The organism is candidate division KSB1 bacterium, assembly GCA_024655945.1.
GTDB lineage: Bacteria > Zhuqueibacterota > Zhuqueibacteria > JANLFK01 > Oleimicrobiaceae > Oleimicrobium.
In genome coordinates, this window is the sequence record JANLFK010000003.1 from 132,701 (window position 1) to 150,972 (window position 18,272).

General features: G+C 62.2%; 15 protein-coding genes. All 15 read right to left on the reverse strand.

Annotated features, from left to right (window positions below; genetic code table 11):
* Positions 1–19: 19 nt before the first annotated feature.
* The 15 genes from NUW13_05610 to NUW13_05680 all read right to left on the reverse strand — a co-directional run bounded on the left by NUW13_05610 (position 20) and on the right by NUW13_05680 (position 18,269).
* Positions 20–1,789: an N-acetylmuramoyl-L-alanine amidase gene (locus NUW13_05610; protein MCR4438504.1), complete on the reverse strand. Its 1,770-nt coding sequence runs from the start codon at positions 1,787–1,789 to the stop codon at positions 20–22.
* 33 nt (positions 1,790–1,822) lie between these two features.
* Positions 1,823–3,802 (reverse strand): DUF2961 domain-containing protein, encoded by a 1,980-nt coding sequence (locus NUW13_05615; GenBank protein ID MCR4438505.1) that lies wholly within the window; start codon positions 3,800–3,802, stop codon positions 1,823–1,825.
* A gap of 34 nt (positions 3,803–3,836) precedes the next feature.
* On the reverse strand, positions 3,837–4,766 hold the full coding sequence (locus tag NUW13_05620) for a radical SAM protein (protein ID MCR4438506.1): 930 nt from the start codon (positions 4,764–4,766) through the stop codon (positions 3,837–3,839).
* Positions 4,732–5,232, reverse strand: a complete 501-nt coding sequence (locus tag NUW13_05625) for a GIY-YIG nuclease family protein (protein ID MCR4438507.1) — start codon at positions 5,230–5,232, stop codon at positions 4,732–4,734. Before NUW13_05625 ends, NUW13_05620 begins: the two co-directional genes overlap by 35 nt.
* Before the next feature lie 164 nt (positions 5,233–5,396).
* Positions 5,397–6,419: a YfiM family protein gene (locus NUW13_05630; GenBank protein ID MCR4438508.1), complete on the reverse strand. Its 1,023-nt coding sequence runs from the start codon at positions 6,417–6,419 to the stop codon at positions 5,397–5,399.
* A gap of 279 nt (positions 6,420–6,698) precedes the next feature.
* Positions 6,699–7,985: a hypothetical protein gene (locus NUW13_05635; protein ID MCR4438509.1), complete on the reverse strand. Its 1,287-nt coding sequence runs from the start codon at positions 7,983–7,985 to the stop codon at positions 6,699–6,701.
* Positions 7,986–8,092: 107 nt separating this feature from the next.
* A complete protein-coding gene (locus tag NUW13_05640; protein ID MCR4438510.1) occupies positions 8,093–9,376 on the reverse strand; it encodes a hemolysin family protein in 1,284 nt (427 codons plus the stop codon).
* A 3-nt stretch (positions 9,377–9,379) separates the two neighbouring features.
* Positions 9,380–9,856: an rRNA maturation RNase YbeY gene (gene ybeY / locus NUW13_05645; GenBank protein ID MCR4438511.1), complete on the reverse strand. Its 477-nt coding sequence runs from the start codon at positions 9,854–9,856 to the stop codon at positions 9,380–9,382.
* On the reverse strand, positions 9,853–12,183 hold the full coding sequence (locus NUW13_05650; protein ID MCR4438512.1) for an HDIG domain-containing protein: 2,331 nt from the start codon (positions 12,181–12,183) through the stop codon (positions 9,853–9,855). Before NUW13_05650 ends, ybeY begins: the two co-directional genes overlap by 4 nt.
* Complete coding sequence (locus NUW13_05655; protein ID MCR4438513.1) at positions 12,176–13,222, reverse strand: PhoH family protein; 1,047 nt, start codon at positions 13,220–13,222, stop codon at positions 12,176–12,178. Before NUW13_05655 ends, NUW13_05650 begins: the two co-directional genes overlap by 8 nt.
* A gap of 245 nt (positions 13,223–13,467) precedes the next feature.
* Complete coding sequence (locus NUW13_05660; GenBank protein ID MCR4438514.1) at positions 13,468–14,319, reverse strand: LysM peptidoglycan-binding domain-containing protein; 852 nt, start codon at positions 14,317–14,319, stop codon at positions 13,468–13,470.
* A gap of 48 nt (positions 14,320–14,367) precedes the next feature.
* Positions 14,368–14,634 carry a hypothetical protein gene (locus NUW13_05665; GenBank protein MCR4438515.1) on the reverse strand — a complete coding sequence of 89 codons (267 nt, stop codon included), beginning with the start codon at positions 14,632–14,634 and terminating at the stop codon, positions 14,368–14,370.
* 144 nt (positions 14,635–14,778) lie between these two features.
* Positions 14,779–16,542: an aspartate--tRNA ligase gene (gene aspS, locus NUW13_05670; protein MCR4438516.1), complete on the reverse strand. Its 1,764-nt coding sequence runs from the start codon at positions 16,540–16,542 to the stop codon at positions 14,779–14,781.
* 130 nt (positions 16,543–16,672) lie between these two features.
* A complete protein-coding gene (locus NUW13_05675) occupies positions 16,673–17,704 on the reverse strand; it encodes a TonB family protein (protein MCR4438517.1) in 1,032 nt (343 codons plus the stop codon).
* A 34-nt stretch (positions 17,705–17,738) separates the two neighbouring features.
* Positions 17,739–18,269: a biopolymer transporter ExbD gene (locus tag NUW13_05680; GenBank protein ID MCR4438518.1), complete on the reverse strand. Its 531-nt coding sequence runs from the start codon at positions 18,267–18,269 to the stop codon at positions 17,739–17,741.
* Positions 18,270–18,272: the final 3 nt, after the last annotated feature.

Here is an 18,272-nt window from a genome sequence, read left to right on the forward strand (position 1 = left end):
CATCTGTGGTGAAGTGCGGCTACTGGCCCTGTTTGCGCAAGAACTCTTCCAAGCCGTCAAACACCGCCTTGGCCATCTGTTCGACGAAGGAGTCGTTCATCAGCAGCATCTCGTCCTCGGGGTTGGACATGAAGGCTCCCTCCACCAGGAAGTAGAGCATGTCTGTCTGACGAGTGATGAAATAGGTGGAGTAGATCTTGCCGAATCCCGCCAGCCCAATCTGGCGCAGCTTCGGGTAGACGGTCCAGGCGAGGTCCTGGCTGTGCGGCTGCGTGTAGTAGGTGCTGGTGCCGCGCATCATCGGGTCAGCACCTTCGCCCACGGAATTGTTGTGCATCATCACGAAGATGTGGCCACGGGCCTGTTGGGCAATCTGCACGCGTTCTTTGAGGCTGAGGGTGCTGTCGTCCTCACGGGTGAGCACCACCCGAGCTCCGGCATTACGCAGCATGCTGGCCAGCATCTTTGCCCACTTGAGGTTGACGTCCTTTTCCATGATCCCTGTGGGGCTGATGGCGCCAGGTTCGTCGCCGCCATGGCCGGGGTCCAAAACGAAGGTGAGTCCGGCGACCGGGCTGGAGGGCGGCTTGGCAATCTGGGGCGCGCGGCGCACTTCTACCACCAGTCCGCGCTCTCCATAGCCGACCGTGTAGCCCCATTGCTGTTTCTGATTCAGCTCAACCCTCAGGCGATAGACACCCTCTGCAGGCTGCGTCCAGCTCACGCGCTCGATGACAACCTGCTTCTCTGGGTACGTCAGCCATTGCGGGCCCTGGTGGGCGCCATACAGGTAGATGTCCAGCCAAGCCGGCCGCAGGCTCTGCTCCACGCGGAAGGGCACTTTGCCGGTCATGTCCAAGACTAGCTGCACACGGTCATCCAGCACGCTACAGGTCATTGAGCTCACCACGGCGCGGGGCACGCTCGTCCCGAGAGGCAGCATGCGCAGGTTGCTGGCGTCAAGCCAGGCTACATCCTGGGGTGAGAGACGGGCGCGGTAGCGACTCCCGATCTTGCCGGTCACTTCCACGCGCATGCCTGCCGGCAGGGTCCAGATGATAGCTCCCCCTTGCGGTGCGTTCCACATGGCAGCCTCGGAGGTGAGCTGGGCCACGAGGGGCACGGCACTGTCCAACACCGAGATGGTGCCCTTCGTCTCCACCTTCGCCTTCTTGCCGTCTACGCCACGCAGCTCGTACCTGACTGGCGTGGGCCGGAGAGACCGCTCGGCCTTTATCCTGATCACTGCCTGGTAGATGCCCACCATGCCCTCTGCCTCCTCCGGAGGCAACTCCACCATGGAGAGGTCTTTGCACAGATGGTCGATGCTACACCTGGCGCTCCCGCCCGGACTCCCCTTGAAGCGCAGGCGGAGCAGGTCGCCGTTCTCCAACACCATGTCCACGGCGGGCTCAACGAGGTTGGTGTCGATCTGTGTGGGGGAGGACGGCGAAACCTGCAGCGGCGGAATTCGATAGATGGACAGGGTATCGGCGGCACCTTGCCCATTGGCCTCGCCCTGAATCACCACCTGGTTGAGCCCCGGGGATAGCAAGACACGATCGACGAAGGCGCCGCTCGGATAGACGCGCACCTGATGGTCGTTTACGCTGACCTTGGCCGTGGGCAGTGTGCTGCCGGCAATGCGCAGGCGCGGGACGCTGACGGTGTCGCTTCGCGCCGGAAAAGTGATCTTCAGCAATGCGCCCTGCTTCGCCTGATCGATTTGGCCAAAAGCTAAGGTGCACCATGCGGCAAGTGCAACAACTCCGATAGTCATGTTCCTCATCGTTCCTTCCTCGCAGCAAGATGAGCGGGTTTTTCACTTCGGCGTAGTGCTGAACAAGAGTTCGCCTTCAGGATCTGGGATGCGCAGGTAGAAACCCCAGAAACCGAGCACGTCCACCACTTTCACCAGCAGTTTGTTCCACCCGGCCTGGAGTTGCACCGCCACCTGATCCTGGTCAGGTGATGGGGGGCGCAGCGCTGGATTATGAACCACCAGCACATCGTTCACCCAGAGGCGCACACCGTCGTCACTGCCGATCAACACGGGGACAGTCCGCGGCTTAGGGGAGTAGACGTAAGTCAAGGCGTAAGCAGCGGTGTAGTCGTTGGGCGTCAGCAGCGCGTCCATGTTCACAAAGCCGGTGGAGTCGGCCCGTACGTTCTGCCAGGAGATGGGCTTGCCGCCCTTGCCGGTGTAGGTTGCGGAGAGGTCGATCTCCCGCTCTGGCGGCCAAGCGGTGAGCAGGCCATAGGCCCCATCCTCCTCTGCGCCGGCGTCGAAGGGCCCGATGAGCAGCCACTCCTCCACGAACTGCCTGCGTGGCCGCAGCAGGATGCAATCCAAGCCGATGTCCTGGCCGCTCGCCGTAGTCGCCCGCCCCACGCTGGCCAGCACAAGAAAGTGCTCGCCCTGGGGCAGCTTCACGTCCCGGAGTTCCACCGCACCGGCGTGCGTCGTTTCGGGGGCGTACCCGTCAAACACAACCTCCTGAGGGTGCCCGGCCAGGGCTATGCGCACCTGGCCGTACGCCGGGCCCTTGGTCATGAAGCAGCAGACGTCATAGCGGTCCGACATGGCAACCGGAAAAGTCACTGCGACCTGGTCACCAGTCGCCAGGCCCGTGCATGCCAGCTGTTTGCCGTTGCTCCACTCGGCGCCGTGGGTGGTCATCTCCTCTGCGCGGAGCACAACCTTTTCCCGATCACCAACCAGGACCTGCGCTGCCAGATCCTCTGCCTCGACGACCCCCGGCGGCACAATCACCCTAAGAGGGATGCGCGCCTTGGGCGGCGGCAGCGGCGTTAAGGGCTTATGCGGTTCCCTCTGATACCAGAAGGCGACGCTACTGTAGTCGCTGGGCACCTCATTGCCGTGACCGTGTTCAATGGTCGCCAGGAGGCTACGGCGAAACGGGATGGCATCGCCAACATGAAAGCGATATGCCACCACCTTGGCCTGCTCCTCATCTTTGATGATACAGCCATGCAGCGCGCCAGGGTACGTACCGCGATTGAAATACCAGCCACTGGTAAAATAGTCCTCTGTGCCGGTGCCATAGATCGAAGGCGTGGTTTCTCCGTCTACGTAGATCATTTCGTCCCCCTCAAGGAACGTGATGTCCCCGCTGCGCCCTTGCATGTTGAGGATGCACCCCACAAAGTGGCCGTACCCCTCTGCGTCGAGGATGGTGTAGTTCTTGCCAGCTGCTGTTTGCGCCTCGCGCCGCCAGTAGGCGTGGAACCGGCCGACGTTCTTCTCCAGCTTGTCCACCTCCTGGTAGTCGATGTGATAGTAGAAGGAATCAATGTCATAGTCCGTCTCATTTGTTACCTCGATGCGCGCCCGGCGGGCAAAGGGCATGGGAAAGTAGCAGTAGTAGCCGCCACTGGACATGCCCAGCAAGAGCGAGGTGTAGTGGGTGTAGGCGAAGCCTGTCCCGAAAAAATCGCCGACAGGGCAGAGCACGCTGGGGGAGCTTTCGTCGTCCCAGTACATGCGCAGCACGATGCGCCGCAGGAAGTATGGGTCGCGCGAAGCGATGGTCAGCCAAATGCGCGTGATTACGCCGGCGCCCTTGATATCCGCCAGCACGGCGGTCTGCCCGCGGGGGATGACCAGGCGATCGGCATTGCCACCGGTGGTGTCGAAACTGGAGATTTGCCGCAGCCGGCTCTGCTTGAAGTAGGGGAGCCTTCCCAGCGAAAAGTCCTCCACCCGTGCCTGGGCCAGCACCCAGTGCGGAAGAACCACCAGCGCGAGAAGGCCTGTCGCCCACAACAGATGCTTTTTCATTGCCGCCACCTCCTTTGAACCATTGCAAGAAGGGCTACCACAGCGCGCCTCGGTACTCCTCGAAGCCCCGGTGCAGACCAAGACGCCGGGCCAATGCGATTACCCCGGCAACCTCCTTGGGGCTCACGGCGCGCGCAATTTCCGGGAACTGGTGCGCCCGATAGCACGGGCGATATTGCGCCATGATGTTCACGTAGGAATCCGCGGAGAGCTCCTCGACGATGAAACGCAGCACCGCCTCGGAGCCGGCAACCCCGTTGGGTATCACCAGATGGCGGATGAGCAATCCGCGATAGGCGATGCCCAGCGCGTCCACCTTCAGCTCCCCCACCTGGCGATGCATCTCCCGCAGCGCCTGCTTGTTCACGGCAAAGTAATCAGGCGCGTCGCAGTAGCGTGCTGCCCACGATTGGTCACCGAACTTGGCGTCGGGCATGTAGATGTCAAAGATGCCCTCCAGGAGCCGGATAGTCTCCACGGCCTCGTACCCGCCGCAGTTGTAGACCAGCGGCACATTGAGTCCACCTTGGATTGCCAATGGCAGCGCCTCGACAATCTGCGGCACGAAATGAGTCGGGGTCACAAAGTTGATGTTGTGGCACCCTGCGCGCTGCAGGGCAAGCATCATCTCGGCCAGCGCCTGGGGCGAGACCTCGCGCCCTTCGCCGCCGTGGCTTATCTCCCAATTCTGGCAGAACACACAGCGCAGGTTGCAATGGGCCAGAAAGATGGTGCCGGAACCGTGCATGCCGACCAGCGGCACTTCTTCGCCGCAATGCGGGAAGGCACTGGAGACTACCGCCGCTTTCCCCGCTTTGCAGTAGCCGACCTCCCCTGCCAGGCGATCAACCCCACACCGCCGGGCACACAGGGCGCATGAGCGCAAGACGGCCCGCAGGGCGACGATGCGCTCCTCCAGCTTGCCGCGCTCATAAAGCGCCAAGTACGAAGGTCTGTACTCCATCCTGCGCCTCGTTGCGCAACAAGTCAACCGGCAGGAAATCCCTCTCGGCGAGCCGCAAGAGGTGGCTCTCACAACCCGAGCTGCAGTCAGAAGCACCGAAACCAGGCAGCACTGGCAGGCACCCCCTTTCCTGTAGGTATTTTCGCAGCATGCATTCGCTCTGGTCTGCGGACAGCACTACGCCTAAGACAGTCGCCGCCCTGGCGCTAGTCAGATAATCGATGTGCCAGCGCCGGACCTTCTGACGGCGCACGTGCCGCGCCACCCTTCGCGCCATCCCACGTCTGGCACTGCCCACGTAGAGATAATGACCTGGTTCAAGCCGGCATCGCCCCAACTTGCCGACGAGACCGGCGAAGGGGCGCCTCAGCCGCACCACTAAGACATAGCTCACCGCCGTCCGCAGCGCTGCAGAGCGCAGGGCGCCTGTTGCGATCGCCTGAGCGGTGAGCCAGACCAGGCGCAATGCACCCCGCTCTGCAGCCGCACCGGCAACTCCGGGGCGCCAGGTGTGTTTAGTTGGGCACTCCGCCCGGAACATTCGAGAGCCCCTGTCCACGAACCTCCATGCTTGGCCAAAGCCCCCGAGCGGGCGTGCTGGCCCGGCGCGAGGCAATTAGCTCCGGCCTCTCAGAGGTAGAGAAGGTGCCAGCCAGCGCGAGGATGTATGCGCACCGTCGGCGCCGGCATGTGCACGATGTTGAGCGTCTCAGCAACCGTGCGCAACACGGAGCTCCGGAAGTGGACCTTTCTGAGGTCAAGATCCAAGGCCAGGTACACTTCCTTGCGGCCGCCGATCTTGTCTGTCGTCCCGTAGCCCACCGCGACGTCCACCACGTCCGGCCAGTATCGGCGGACCACCTGGGGCAGCAACAGGTGGGCGTCCAGACATAGCCAGAAGGTCATTCCGGCATAGTCCTCGACCATGTACCTGCCGTAGCACGGGTCGCCAGACGGATGATAGCTCCATTTGATATTCACCCTCTGCAGGCGCGGATGGCGACGCTGCAGAATGGGAAAGGCTGCCCCTGCTTCGTTCGCCAACAGATCCCCAAGGCTGAAACCCCATTCGGCGAAGAAGCCGTCATAAAGCTCAATTTCCAGCATGAGGAGCGAGGCGAGAGCGAACCCTGCCCAGTCGGCTTGGTTCTCGGACAACCCCACCCACCTGGCCGTGGCAGCACCGTACCGTGAGAGCAGGCTGGCGCTGTAGAGGTGGCCGCACTTATCCACATGGTGCCAGAGGCTGTCGTCGAAGCCGAGGTCATAGGACCCGCTGGTGCGCCGCCAACCCCGGTAGAGGTGAAAACGCGTGCGCGGGTGGTCCCACCACACCTTGTGGAAATGGGCGTAGGCGGCAGTGTTGGCGGCCACCAGTCCAGCCGCGGCGAGCACAAGCCTTTGCAGCCTGAGGTCGGGCAGGCGTGGCTCACCGCCGCCCATGGAGGGCAAAAGCCCCGCGCTGCTGTCGCTGCGAACGACGGACCGCTTCTCTGCCGAGAACCCCAGGGAAGCGGGGACGAGCGCCGCCTTGTGGCTCGTGGACACCTGCGGCTCGCCTCGTTGCCTGGCCGTGGGCGCTTGCGCCAGCGCCTCTCCCTTCGCCAGCAGGGCAAACCCGAGGAGCAGCAGAAGCGCGAGACTGCGGAGCACGCAGGCCAACCGCCAGGCGCCTTGCCATTCGCCTACGGGCGTCGCGCAGTTGCTGCCTTCCCCTCCAGCCACCGGCCTGGGCACCTCGGGAGCGCGCCATGCATCAGTGGCGCGGCGCGGGCAAACTCTGCGGCGCCTTGAGGGCCAGAGCAGGACGGCAGAAGAATCCCGCTTGCTCACTCTCTACTCCTTGAAAAAAACGTCGGCTGCGGGGCGGCACAGCCGACGTTGTCCCACCTTGCCTCTTCCCCGATCTCCTCGGGCAAAGAGGGTTTTCGGCTACTTCCTTCGCGCTCGCGGCGTCCGCGCCTTGGGTGCTGCCTTCTTGACGGCAGGTCGGCGCGCTGCGCGACGGCGAGCCGCGGGCGCCGGAGCAGGCTCCTCTTTCTTCTCCTCAGCGGCAGGCGCCGCTGCTGGAGCCTCCTCCTTCTTTGCCTCCTCTTTTTTCACCTCTTCCGGCTCTTCCTCCTCCTTGTCCTTGCGCTCCAGGAGGTTCTCCTGATCCTTGATCTTCTTGATGATGACGTACAGGAGGGTGTTGCCGATCTGCAGCACGGCCATCCCATAGGAGACCACCCACCAGGCCAGCGCGAGCATGGTCAGCGCGAACAGATAAGCCGAAATGGTGAGCGTCGCGGAGAGCCCCTTGATCGGGTAGAACTCGCGCGCGAAATAGACGTACGGCGACAGCTTCCAATAAACCGCCCGCGCCCAGTCCTGCGAGACGAACAGCCACTTCTGCAGCAGATACTGGCCATGGCTCGCCAAGTTGATGAACTTGTCCCCAAATGACCAGGACACCGAGAAGATGGCGCACATGAGCAGGAAGGCCTGCTTCACGGCAAAGGCGAACAGGCCCATGCAGACAAGGGTGGTGACGCCGATGAGCGCTTCGTACACCACGAAGCGCCATGGCTGGCTCCACACCACCGAGAAGCTCTGGAAGACAGCCTCGAAGGCATCCTCATCGGTGGTAGCGATGATCGCCGGCACGATGATGATCGACACTGCCAGCACCACCAGCAGGAAGAAGAGCAGCAGGGCGGAGAACATCCAGATGAAGGTGAAGAGCGAGGCACCGAGCTCACCAACGTAGGGGATGACTCGAGCGAGAAGGCCGATGACCAAGCCGCCCACCACAAAGCAGCCAGCCATCACCGCAATGGCCACCGGCGTCGACAGCACCGAGCTGGCTTTGCGCAGGGCGAAGGCAAAGGCCTCTCTCCAGGTGTAAAAATTGTTGCCCTTGAGCAGCATGTAAGAGGCCCGCGCAATGGCAGTGCTGGTGAGCAGGTAGGCGGCCAACAGGATGGCCACGCCGACGGCAAAGATGATCCACGCATACCAGTGAGCTCCGCCTGCGCCGAACAGGCACGGCAGCAGTCCGCTCTCGTTCCACGCCTCGCCCAGTCCCTTGCCGTTGGCCAGCAGGCTCAGGTATGTGAAGATGAGGTAACCTATGTAGCCGATGCCATAGCCAACGAAGGCGATCCACATGCGCTGCATGCTGAAGCCAAGCCGCGCCGAACGAAACAGGTCCCGAAAGTCGAATCGTAGCTGCACCATCGCTACCCTCCTTATCCCGTTTGTTCGCTACCGAACAGCCTTAGACCAGCGGAAACCTTAGAAGTTTAACAAAAAAAGCGTTCTTTGTCAAGGGAAAACCTGCCGAGTCAGGCACCTGGAGCGCTCGACCCCTTGGTGATGCGCACGCGCTTGATGCGCCGTTTGACCACCCGCTCGATCACAAACACGGTGTTGCCCTCTCGCACCTCCTCTTTCTGCTGGGGCAGGTGTCCCATGCGCTGCAACAGGAAGCCGCCCAACGTGTCGTACCCCTCCTCGGTGGGCAGCTGCAGACCCAGGGCTTCATTGAGCTCCTCGATGTTGATCTTGGCGTCCACGAGCCAGGTACGGTCGTTGATGCGCCGCACCAGCGAGGGCTCCTCGTCATACTCGTCCTGGATCTCGCCGACAATCTCCTCGATTACGTCTTCCAGCGTGACCAGACCGACCGTGCCGCCGTACTCATCGACAACGATGGCCATGTGCGTGCGCTGCGCTTGGAACTCTTTCAGCATATCGTTAATAGGTTTGCTCTCCGGCACAAAGATCGCCGGCCGCGCAAGGCTCTCCAGCGACGGCCTGGCCTCGGGCTGGTTGAGATAAGGCAGCAGGTCTTTGGCATGGATAATCCCCCGGATGTTGTCGACGCTGTGCTCGTACAGAGGGATTCGGGTGTGCCCGTGGCGGGTAATGAGCTCCACCAGTTCGGCCATGCGCGCGCCGGTTTCTGCACACACCATGTCCATGCGGGGCACCATAATCTCACGTACCTGCGTCTCGCCGAACTCAAAGATGGAATGGATCATCTCCCGCTCTTCCTCCTCCAGGTAGCCATGCTGGTCGGCTACCGCGACCATCGCCTTCAGCTCATCCTGCGAAAGGGCAAGCCCCTCGGGACGACTGCCGGCAAGGCGGGCCACTCCGTCAGCCACAGCGTTGAGGAGGAGGGTAACCGGGTACAGGAGGTACCAGAGCACCAGTACGAAGCCTGACAGGCGGGTTGCCATGCAGAGAGAGTTACGCGTGGCCACCAGTTTCGGCGAAAGCTCTGCAAAGACCAAGATTGCCACCGTGATGAGCACGCCCGCAAGGGTAGCGGCTAAGTTGCGGCTCAGGCCCAGCGGATCGGCAAGACGCGTAAAGGTGAGCGTCGCCACCACGGCAGCCGCCACATTGGCCGCGGTATTGGCTGTCAGGATGGTGACCAGGAGCCGGCGTGGCTGCGCGCGAAGACGCACAATCTGGGCTGCGGAACCCTTCCCCGCCTCGCGCAACCGTTCAAGCTCCAAGTGGGAAAGGGCGAAAAACGACGTCTCCGCCGCCGACGTCATCGCCGAGATCCCTATCAGCAGCACGAGAAAGATCAGCCCAAACAGCACCGAGCCGAACACTGCTCAATTCCCTCTCTTGCTTCCTGCGGGAGCAGCCGCTTGCCTTCCCTCGAAGAGTCTCAGGTATTCCTCCTGGCGCGCGTGCATCTGTGTCGCGGCATCGCCGTCCCGGTCGTCGTAGCCGAGCAAGTGGAGCAGACCGTGCACAACCAGGCGACAAACTTCGTTTTCAAAGCTCACGCCCACAGTGCGGGCCTGTTCCTCCGCCCGGTCCAGGCTCACATAAACTTCGCCATCCAGCGCGTCCGGCCCATCACCCAACGGAAAAGCGACTACGTCAGTAGGGTAGTCGTGCCCAAGGAAACGCCTGTTCAGCTCCTGCAGCCGGTCATCGTCGCAAAGCACTATGTTGACCTCGCCCGGCTCCCTGCCACCCTCGGAGCCGAGGACCAGCTCCGCCAGCCTCTTGATCCGCCGCACCAGAAAACGCCTTCTGGGGTGGGCATTGAACACCCGCACCATATCGCGTTTCTCCCTCACCGCCTGACCTCCGGGCCGGCGGCCTCCTGGGCCTCGCTCTTCGGGTACTCCAGCCGGCGGTGGTAACGCCCGATGAGGAATTTGAGAAAGGCCTCGCCCACCTTGTTCAGGTCGCGCAAGGTGAGAGGACTCTCATCCAGTTCTCCTGCGCGGAACCGGTCGTCGATGATCTGCGAAACCAGGGCCCTGAGCCTGCTCACGGAGGGCTCGCGCAGGGAGCGCGATGCTGCCTCCACGGCATCGGCGAGCATGAGTAATGCGGCCTCCTTTGTCTGTGGTTTAGGCCCCGGGTAGCGGAATTCGTCTTCCCGCACTGCATTGCCACCATTTTGCCCCTTTGCCTTCTCGTAGAAGTAGGCCATCACAGAGGTGCCATGGTGTTGTTCGAGGCAATCGCGGATCTCCGCGGGCAGTCCGTGTTCCTTGGCCATTTCCGCACCGCGCCGCACATGGTTGACCAAAAGCAGGGCACTCATCGTAGGGCTCAGCCGGTCCTGCGGGTTGCGGCCGCCACGTTGGTTCTCGACGAAATACTCGGGCTTTTCCATCTTGCCGATGTCGTGGTAGTAGGCGCCCACCCGCACCAGTAGGGCATTGGCACCGATGACCTCCGCCCCTGCCTCGGCTAAATTGCCTACCATGATACTGTGGTGGTAAGTCCCCGGTGCCACCAGGGCCAGCTCGCGCAGCAAAGGATTGTTGAGGTCGGAAAGCTCCAGATAGGTCATGTCGGTGGTGATTTCGAAGGCCAGCTCCAGCACCACCACCAGGCCGTAGGTTATCAACGGGCTCACAATACCGTTGGTCAGACCATACGTCCATTCTTTCGCTAACGCCGACAACGGTGCCTCGCGCAGGAGGCCGAGAACCGTGATGCACACGGCGTAAGCCAGGCTGGTCATCAACATGGAACGCACAACCCAGTTGCGCTTCTGGACCTTGGTGACAGAAAGGCTGGCCACACTCCCTACCAGCACCGCGGTGGCCACCAGCGCAAAGTCGTTGCCCCGCATGCCACCGAGAATGAGTCCAAGTCCCACAATGGCGATGAAGGCCACCCGCGCATCGAAAAAGATGGTGAGCAACATGGCAGCCACGGCAACAGGAACGAGGTTGCTGGAGAGCGACAGGCGGTTCACGCCGTAGGCGACTGCCACCACAAGCAGCACGACTAAGGCCAGGAGGAGCAATTGCCGGGGGTCGTAGAGCAACGAACGCCGCTCGCGGTACAGGAAGAGCGCCACCACCCCCAAAGCTACCACAGTCAGGAGCATTCTGCCCAAAAAGCGTAACGCCAGCGTGACCAGGGTATGCGATCCCTGCTCTGCCCGCGCCTCAGCCAGCGAGGCGAGCACTTCGACGTGGTGCGCAGTCACCTTTTCGTGGCTGTCGATAATCCGCTCCCCCTCCAGTACCATCCCTTTGGCCCGCGGCACGCTGGCCACCTCTGCGGCAACCCGCGCCTGGGTCTCCGCCGCATCAAGAAAAACATTGGGCTGCAAAAAACGGATGGCGATCTGAAAAGCCACCTTGGTCATCTGGGCGTCGGCACCGACATTCTGACGGATCTTCTCTAAAGCAAAGTCCTGTGCCTCTTTTGGCCCGCGATAATAGGCAAGCTCCTCGATGGTCTCCACGCCGTCACTGACCACGGAGATCTTCTCGGCCCCTGTGGGCAGGCGGTCTTTCTCGGTGTCCAGGACCCCTACTTTCAGGGCTTCGGTCACCACCTCCTGCAGCATCGTAAACAGGCGGCCGGTGCCCACTTCTCCGTTGGCCTTGGCGGGCGGTCGCGTGCGCCGCAATGGCGCTTTCCGCTCCAGGAAGAAGGAGAGATCGCTGTCGGTCATGACGATGCCGAAGCGCCTGAGAAGCCCGGACAGCGAATCGCTCTTCTGACCAACAGTTCCGGGAGCAGACCACACCTGGTAGAGCTGGTCGAGAAAGCTTTCCAAAGCGGCACGTTGCTGATCGGGGACTTCGGCGCGCCGTACAAAGACGGCTGGCACGCGGCGCTTGGCCGCCTCAACATCCGCCGCATACTCCTGCGGGCTTTTGTTGATGGCGAAGGTAAAAGGGGCGATGATTTGGTCGCCTATGTAGACATCCCCTTCCCGCAAGTTGAAGGTGTCCACGGAGCCAGAGCCCGGGAACATCAGCGCCACGCACACCACCATGGCCGCCGCCACACTTGCCTGCACCCAGGTGATAGTACGGGAACTCCACTCCTTCTGCCTGCGGTTGGTGCGCCCCCTGCGAAAGACGCGCAACACGAGCGCCTGCAGGTAGTCCTTTGCCCCGCCACGGCGTCCGGCGCCATTAGCCATGGTTTTCCCCCCCGGCCTTTTCTGCCTGCATCCTGCTCTGGAAATTGTCGTAGGCGCGGATGATATCCCTGACGAGGCGATGCCGGACGACGTCCTGCTCACTCAGGTAGGCGAAGGCGATGCCTTCGATGCCGTTGACCACCCGTTGGATCTGCACCAGGCCCGATTCGCTGGAAGCCGGCAGGTCGATCTGCGTAATGTCGCCGGTGACGATGGCTTTTGAGCCGATGCCCAGGCGGGTGAGGAACATCTTCATCTGCAGGGCCGTGCTGTTCTGCGCCTCATCAAGAATCACGAAGGCGTGATTCAGGGTGCGCCCGCGCATGTAGGCCAGCGGCACGATTTCGATGACCCCCACCTCGAGAAAGCGCCGCAGTTTTTCTGCGGGGAGCATGTCGTAGAGGGCATCATAGAGCGGGCGAAGATAAGGATCCACCTTCTCCTTGAGGTCGCCAGGGAGAAAGCCGAGGCTCTCCCCCGCCTCCACAGCGGGACGTGCCAAGATGATGCGCTCCACTTCGCGGGCCTGCAGGTGAGCCACGGCCATGGCGACGGCAAGGTAGGTCTTGCCGGTGCCTGCCGGCCCAATAGCAAAGACGATGTCGTTTTCCTCAACTAGCCGCACGTAGCGCGCCTGCCCTTCCGAACGTGGGCGGATGGCTCCCCGATGCGCCATCAGCACCACTGGCAGGGGCTCGCGTTTCTCCACCGAGCGGGGCTCGGGTGCCGCACCGGCGGTAACGCTGCTCTTTACCAAGCCGATGACCGTGGCAACGTCGTGGGCCGTGAGGTGCACCCCACGGCCCACCATGGCGATGAGTTCGCTGAGAGCCTGCTCCACCAGCTCCACTGCTTCCGCCTCGCCGCGCACCAGAAGCTGTGCCCCACGCGCAACCAGCTGCACACCGAACTCGCGCTGCAGAAGCTTGAGGTATGCGTCCTGCGAGCCGAAAAGGGCCACCTGGTCGATGCCCGGTAGGGGAATGCGACGTACCGCTTCTTCTTGTGTTTCCTCTGTGCTCGTCTCCCTGTGCTCCATATCACGAAAAAGCTCCCAGTTTCTGGCCAGCGCCTGGACAACTGGGAGCTCGTATTCGGATCCGCTGCAGTGGCCCGCCCAGGTCCCATGAGCTTAGCGCGGACCTGGCGCGCAGGCCCCAGCTTTGGGACAGCCTTTGGCCGGCTCGTTTCCCTGGGCTCAGGGAATCACAGGCCGAGATCGACCAGGCGCCTGCCCCGTCGGCTAGAGCCCCGTACCCTGTGCGCTACAACGACTCGGTCCACCTACTTGCGGATCACCAGCACCGTGTGCGGGTAGATCAGGTTCGGGTCATTCCCGATGACCGACTTGTTGGCCTCGTAGATCTTGGTCCACGCTGCCGGGTCGTTGAGCACACTGGGGTCTTTGGCAATCTTCTGCAAAAAGTCGCCCTTGACCACGATGTACTGGTCAGGTCCGCAGCCGCGCAGGATCTTCAACACCCAATCCGGATAAATCAAGTCTGGATCCTTGATCAGGTCGCGGTTGACCGAGTAAATCTTCATCCACTGGTAGGGGTCGCCGTAGATCTCCTTCTTGCCCGAGATCTTCCAGAGGTAGTCGCCCTTGACCACCACATAGCTGTCGTAGACCGCCTTGGGCATGCGCGCCTCAACATCGGCGATCTTGGCCTCGGTGCCAGCAACCAGCTCGCGCATCTCAGACAAGGCGTAGATAGGGCTCTTCTTCTTGTCGGCCAGCTGCGCCTTCAGGGCCGCAAGTTCTTCCTTCTTCTCGAACAGCTCCTCCGGACTCAGGGCCGCCAGGCCATCCACCTGTTTCGCAATGGCCTGCAACGAGGCGCGGTAGGCGTCGACTGCTGCCTTGTCGACTCCCAAAAGGGCGTAGACCTCGTCCCAACAAGAAGCCAGGTCGGCGTCAGCCTTGGCGATCTGCTCCTTGAGCGTCTGGATCTCCTTGTCGCGTGCCGCGATTGCAGCCTTTGCGTCGGCCTCGCGCTTCTGCCACTTGGCCAGCTCGGCGCGGTATTCGTCCATGCTCATCTTCTCCGCACAGAGGGCGACCGTGGCGTCGACGAGCAAGAACAAGCCGAGCACAACCGCGAGGCTGAGCAACCATTTAGCCGAAATCCTCATCGCGATTTCCTCCTTCGCTTCCGCTTGGCAATGGTTTTCCAATTGCGCCTACTTGCCCAACCGCTCCGCCACAGCCTTCTTCTCCTGCTGGCACTTGGCCAGTTCTTGCTGCTTGGCCGCCAACTGCTCGTCGAGGGACGCCTTCTCTGCGTCCTTGGCCTTGAGCTGGTCTTCAGCGGCCAGCGCTGCCTGCTTGGTCTCTTCCAGCTTGTTCAGCTGCTCCTGGCTCGGGTGCTTTGCGCACCCCACCGCAAAACTCACCAAGAGCAGCATAGCCAGTCCGAGGACCCACCCTGTCTTGAGCGTCTTGCGCATCGGGCCACACCTCCTTTCTTGGGACCAATGAACTATTTTCGCCGACCCACCACCACTCTGCTGCCGTATAATACGAAAAAAAGCAATAATTGTCAAGCAAAATCGTATGGGCTGAGGCGCACTTTTTCGCTCCCTCTTGCACCTCTACTTGGCCAGACGCAACCCCAATTCTCGCAGCTGCTCAGGCGAGATCTCAGTGGGAGCCCCGTCCATAAGGGAAAGCGCGCTGGTGGTCTTGGGGAAGGCGATTACGTCCCTGATGGTCTCCTTGCCCGCCAGCAGCATTACCAATCGGTCGAACCCAAAGGCGATGCCACCATGTGGTGGCGCCCCGTACTGCAGGGCCTCCAGCAGAAAGCCGAATTTCCGTTCTGCTTCTTCTGGCGAAATGCCCAGCACGCGAAACACCTCCCGCTGTAGTTCTGCGTCGTGGATGCGGATGCTGCCGCCGGCGACCTCGGTGCCGTTGAAGACCAGGTCATAGGCCTGCGCCCGCACCCGCTCCGGGGCCGTTTGCAGAAGGGCAATGTCCTCGCGGCGCGGCGAGGTGAAAGGGTGGTGCATGGCTACAAAGCGCCCCTCCTCCTGGCTGTACTCCAGCAGCGGGAAATCGGTCACCCACAGCAAGCTGATCTTGCCCTCGTCGATCAACCGGAGCTCCCTGCCCAGCCGCAGGCGCAGGGCCCCCAACACCGGCAGACACACCTCGCGGCGATCCGCCACCAGGAAGAGCATGTGGCCGGCAGCCGCATGCATGGCAGCGTTGACGGCAGCAATCTCCTCTGCGGAGAAGAACTTCGCCGCGCCTCCCTCCCAACCGTCAGGCGTCACCTTCAAGGCCACCAGCCCCTTGGCCCCCAGCTCCTTGGCTGCCGCGGTCAGGTCATCGACCCGTTTCCTGGTGAAGGCCTCTGCTTGCGGGACGCACAGGCCGGCTACCATGCCGCCGCTGTTGACCGTCTCGGCAAAGACGCGGAACTGGCTGGCGGCCACCAAGGAACTGATGTCGGTGATGGGCAGCGCAAAGCGTAGATCGGGCTTGTCGGTGCCGTACTTCGCCATGGCCTCAGCGTAGGGCAATGCGGGCAGGGGCGTAGCCAGGTGATAGCCGAGCACCTGCTCCAGCACCTCCGCCATCAGCCCTTCACACACGGCGCGCACGTCATCAGCGTCGACGAAGGACAGCTCCATGTCGATCTGGGTGAACTCTGGCTGGCGGTCGGCGCGCAGGTCCTCGTCGCGGAAACAGCGGACAATCTGGAAATAGCGGTCGAACCCCGCCACCATGAGGAGCTGCTTATAAGTCTGCGGCGACTGGGGCAGGGCGTAGAACCTCCCCTTGTGGATCCTGCTCGGCACCAGATAGTCGCGTGCGCCCTCCGGTGTGCTCTTGATAAGGCAGGGTGTCTCGATTTCCACAAAGCCATGCGCATCCAAGTAGCGGCGCACCACCTGGTAGACGCGGTGCCGGAGCAAGAGGTTCCGCTGTAGTTCCGGCCGCCGCAGGTCGAGGTAGCGGTAGGTAAGGCGCAGCTCCTCGGAGGCGTCAACTGGGTCTTTGATTTCGAATGGCGGGGTCTTGGCTTTGTTCAGGACTTCCAGCTCCGTGGCCACCACCTCAATGTCGCCGGTTGCCAGGTTTGGGTTGCGCATCCCCTCGGGTCGCATGCGCACCGTGCCGGTGACGGCCACCACCGATTCCGCCTTCAGCTCCCGCGCCTGCTCACAGAGTTCCGGACGCGCCCAAGCATCAAAGTTGATCTGCACAAGGCCGTAACGGTCCACCAGGTCCACGAAGTAGATGCCGCCATGGTCCCGGCGATGGCGCACCCAGCCCATCACCGTCACCTCCTGCCCCTGGTGACTGGCGCGCAATTCTCCACAGGGATGCGTTCGTTTCCTTTTCATCACTCCTCAATATGTGTGCCACAAGCAAGCGCTGACCGGTCACAAAAAAGACCGTGAGCACTGCGCTACGGTCCATGGTCTCCCGCAGAGAATACCTCGGCGCCCGCCAAGCCTCGCCAAGCAAGGACGGTCAGAAACCGAAGGTGTAGACCTGGCGAAAGGTGGCATCCCCCAGAGATGCATCCACCGTGCCGAAATCGTCCCAGCGTTGAATACGGCGCAGGATGCACGCCTCAAGCTCTGGGCTGTTTAGGGTGGACGAGACGATGGTAGCGCTGCTCACCTTTCCCTGCGGGTTGATGGTGAAGCGGACCACCAGTTTTCCCTTTAACGTCGGGTTGCGCTTGAGCTCCTTCTGATAGCAGTATTCGATGGCGTCGTTGTGGCCGTTCACTACCTTGGAGACCTGGTCTGGGTCTCGCCCGGCAAGGCTCGTTACCTCGCCCTCACGATCTATGGGCGTGACCGGTCCCACCACCAGATTGCCGACCCTGACGACCGTCGAAGAGGTCGCTGTGCCGAGCTCACCGAGCAGGGTATCGATGGTGCCGGTTTCGGTGGTGCGGGCGCCACGCACCTCTCGCTCCCGGGTGGGCGCCCCCGTGCTCTTCAGTCCCCCAACGCTTCCGAGCACCGTGCCTATGTCGGCGCTCGGCTCCTCGCCGCCGAGGAGTTGGCGTGCCTGCTCTCCTGCTCCGCCGCTTCCTGCAGTGAGAACTCGCAGCACGCCGGTGGAACGCGCCTCTGCAGCCAGGCGTTCGCGTGTCGCCGCATGGGCAGGCGAAAGCGGTGCCTCGGCTGCGGTGCCGGCTGCCCCGCTCACAGGCGAGCTGGAAGCAGCACCTTTGCCCGGTGTGCGCGCGGCCACTTCGGCCCCACCTGGCGTTACTTCTTTGGCCCCTCGGGTGGCCGGCACGGGTAGACCTTCCCGCAGCGGCATCTCCTTTGGCGGCTGGGCATGACGCACAATGAGGGTGGCAAGACGTGCCTGCGTGGCGGCCGGTACCTCCTCCTTCTCCTGCGTGGGCCGCGAAAGAAGCAGAACCATCAGCCCAAAATGGACCACCACGGAAGCGCCCAGGATGAGCACAAAGGTACGGCTCACCTCCGCGAACCAGCCCTTCCGGTACTCTTTGGGCAGCACCATCTCAGTTGCAACCACAGCACTCCTCCGCTGGCGTGGCAGCGCCACCTTGCTACAGAGTGGAGGCCGTCTCCGCCGAGCGCCCGGTCGGACGTTCCAGCTGGTAGACGGCCAGACGCAGGTTCGTGTACTCACACATCCCGCAGGTAGCGAGAACCTTCACCAGGATGCCATACTCGAGGTCTTTGTCTGCCTGGACATTCACCCTGCCCGAGAACTTGATGCCGTACTTCTGCTCGGCCTCTTTGGCGCGGTCGGCGTATACCTTGAGCCTGTCCCGCAGTCTGGGTACGATCAACCCCTCCTGCCCCGCCACGTTTACCACGGTCTCCACGACCTCATCGTTCACCATGACCGTCTCCTTGGAGACGATCACGTCCAGCGCCGTCTCGGGAATCGTCTCCACGGTGGACTTGGGCAGGGTCAAGTTCTCCGAGGGGTGAATCAATCCCCCCTCGGTCGAGTAACTCTTCAGCAAGAACACCAGGATGATGGTGAACATGTCCATCAAGGAGGTCAGGTTGAGGAACCCCTTGCCTGGGTTGGTATCATGCTTCTTGATGCGCGAGGGAATATAGGCCATTGC

Excerpts from the sequence above, each read along its gene's own strand:
- NUW13_05635 (MCR4438509.1), bottom strand. The coding sequence starts at position 7,985 with ATGGTGCAGCTACGATTCGACTTTCGGGACCTGTTTCGTTCGGCGCGG.
- NUW13_05610 (MCR4438504.1), bottom strand. The coding sequence starts at position 1,789 with ATGAGGAACATGACTATCGGAGTTGTTGCACTTGCCGCATGGTGCACC.
- aspS (MCR4438516.1), bottom strand. The coding sequence starts at position 16,542 with ATGAAAAGGAAACGAACGCATCCCTGTGGAGAATTGCGCGCCAGTCAC.
- NUW13_05655 (MCR4438513.1), bottom strand. The coding sequence starts at position 13,222 with ATGGAGCACAGGGAGACGAGCACAGAGGAAACACAAGAAGAAGCGGTA.
- NUW13_05665 (MCR4438515.1), bottom strand. The coding sequence starts at position 14,634 with ATGCGCAAGACGCTCAAGACAGGGTGGGTCCTCGGACTGGCTATGCTG.
- NUW13_05680 (MCR4438518.1), bottom strand. The coding sequence starts at position 18,269 with ATGGCCTATATTCCCTCGCGCATCAAGAAGCATGATACCAACCCAGGC.
- NUW13_05615 (MCR4438505.1), bottom strand. The coding sequence starts at position 3,802 with ATGAAAAAGCATCTGTTGTGGGCGACAGGCCTTCTCGCGCTGGTGGTT.
- NUW13_05650 (MCR4438512.1), bottom strand. The coding sequence starts at position 12,183 with ATGGCTAATGGCGCCGGACGCCGTGGCGGGGCAAAGGACTACCTGCAG.
- NUW13_05620 (MCR4438506.1), bottom strand. The coding sequence starts at position 4,766 with ATGGAGTACAGACCTTCGTACTTGGCGCTTTATGAGCGCGGCAAGCTG.
- NUW13_05660 (MCR4438514.1), bottom strand. The coding sequence starts at position 14,319 with ATGAGGATTTCGGCTAAATGGTTGCTCAGCCTCGCGGTTGTGCTCGGC.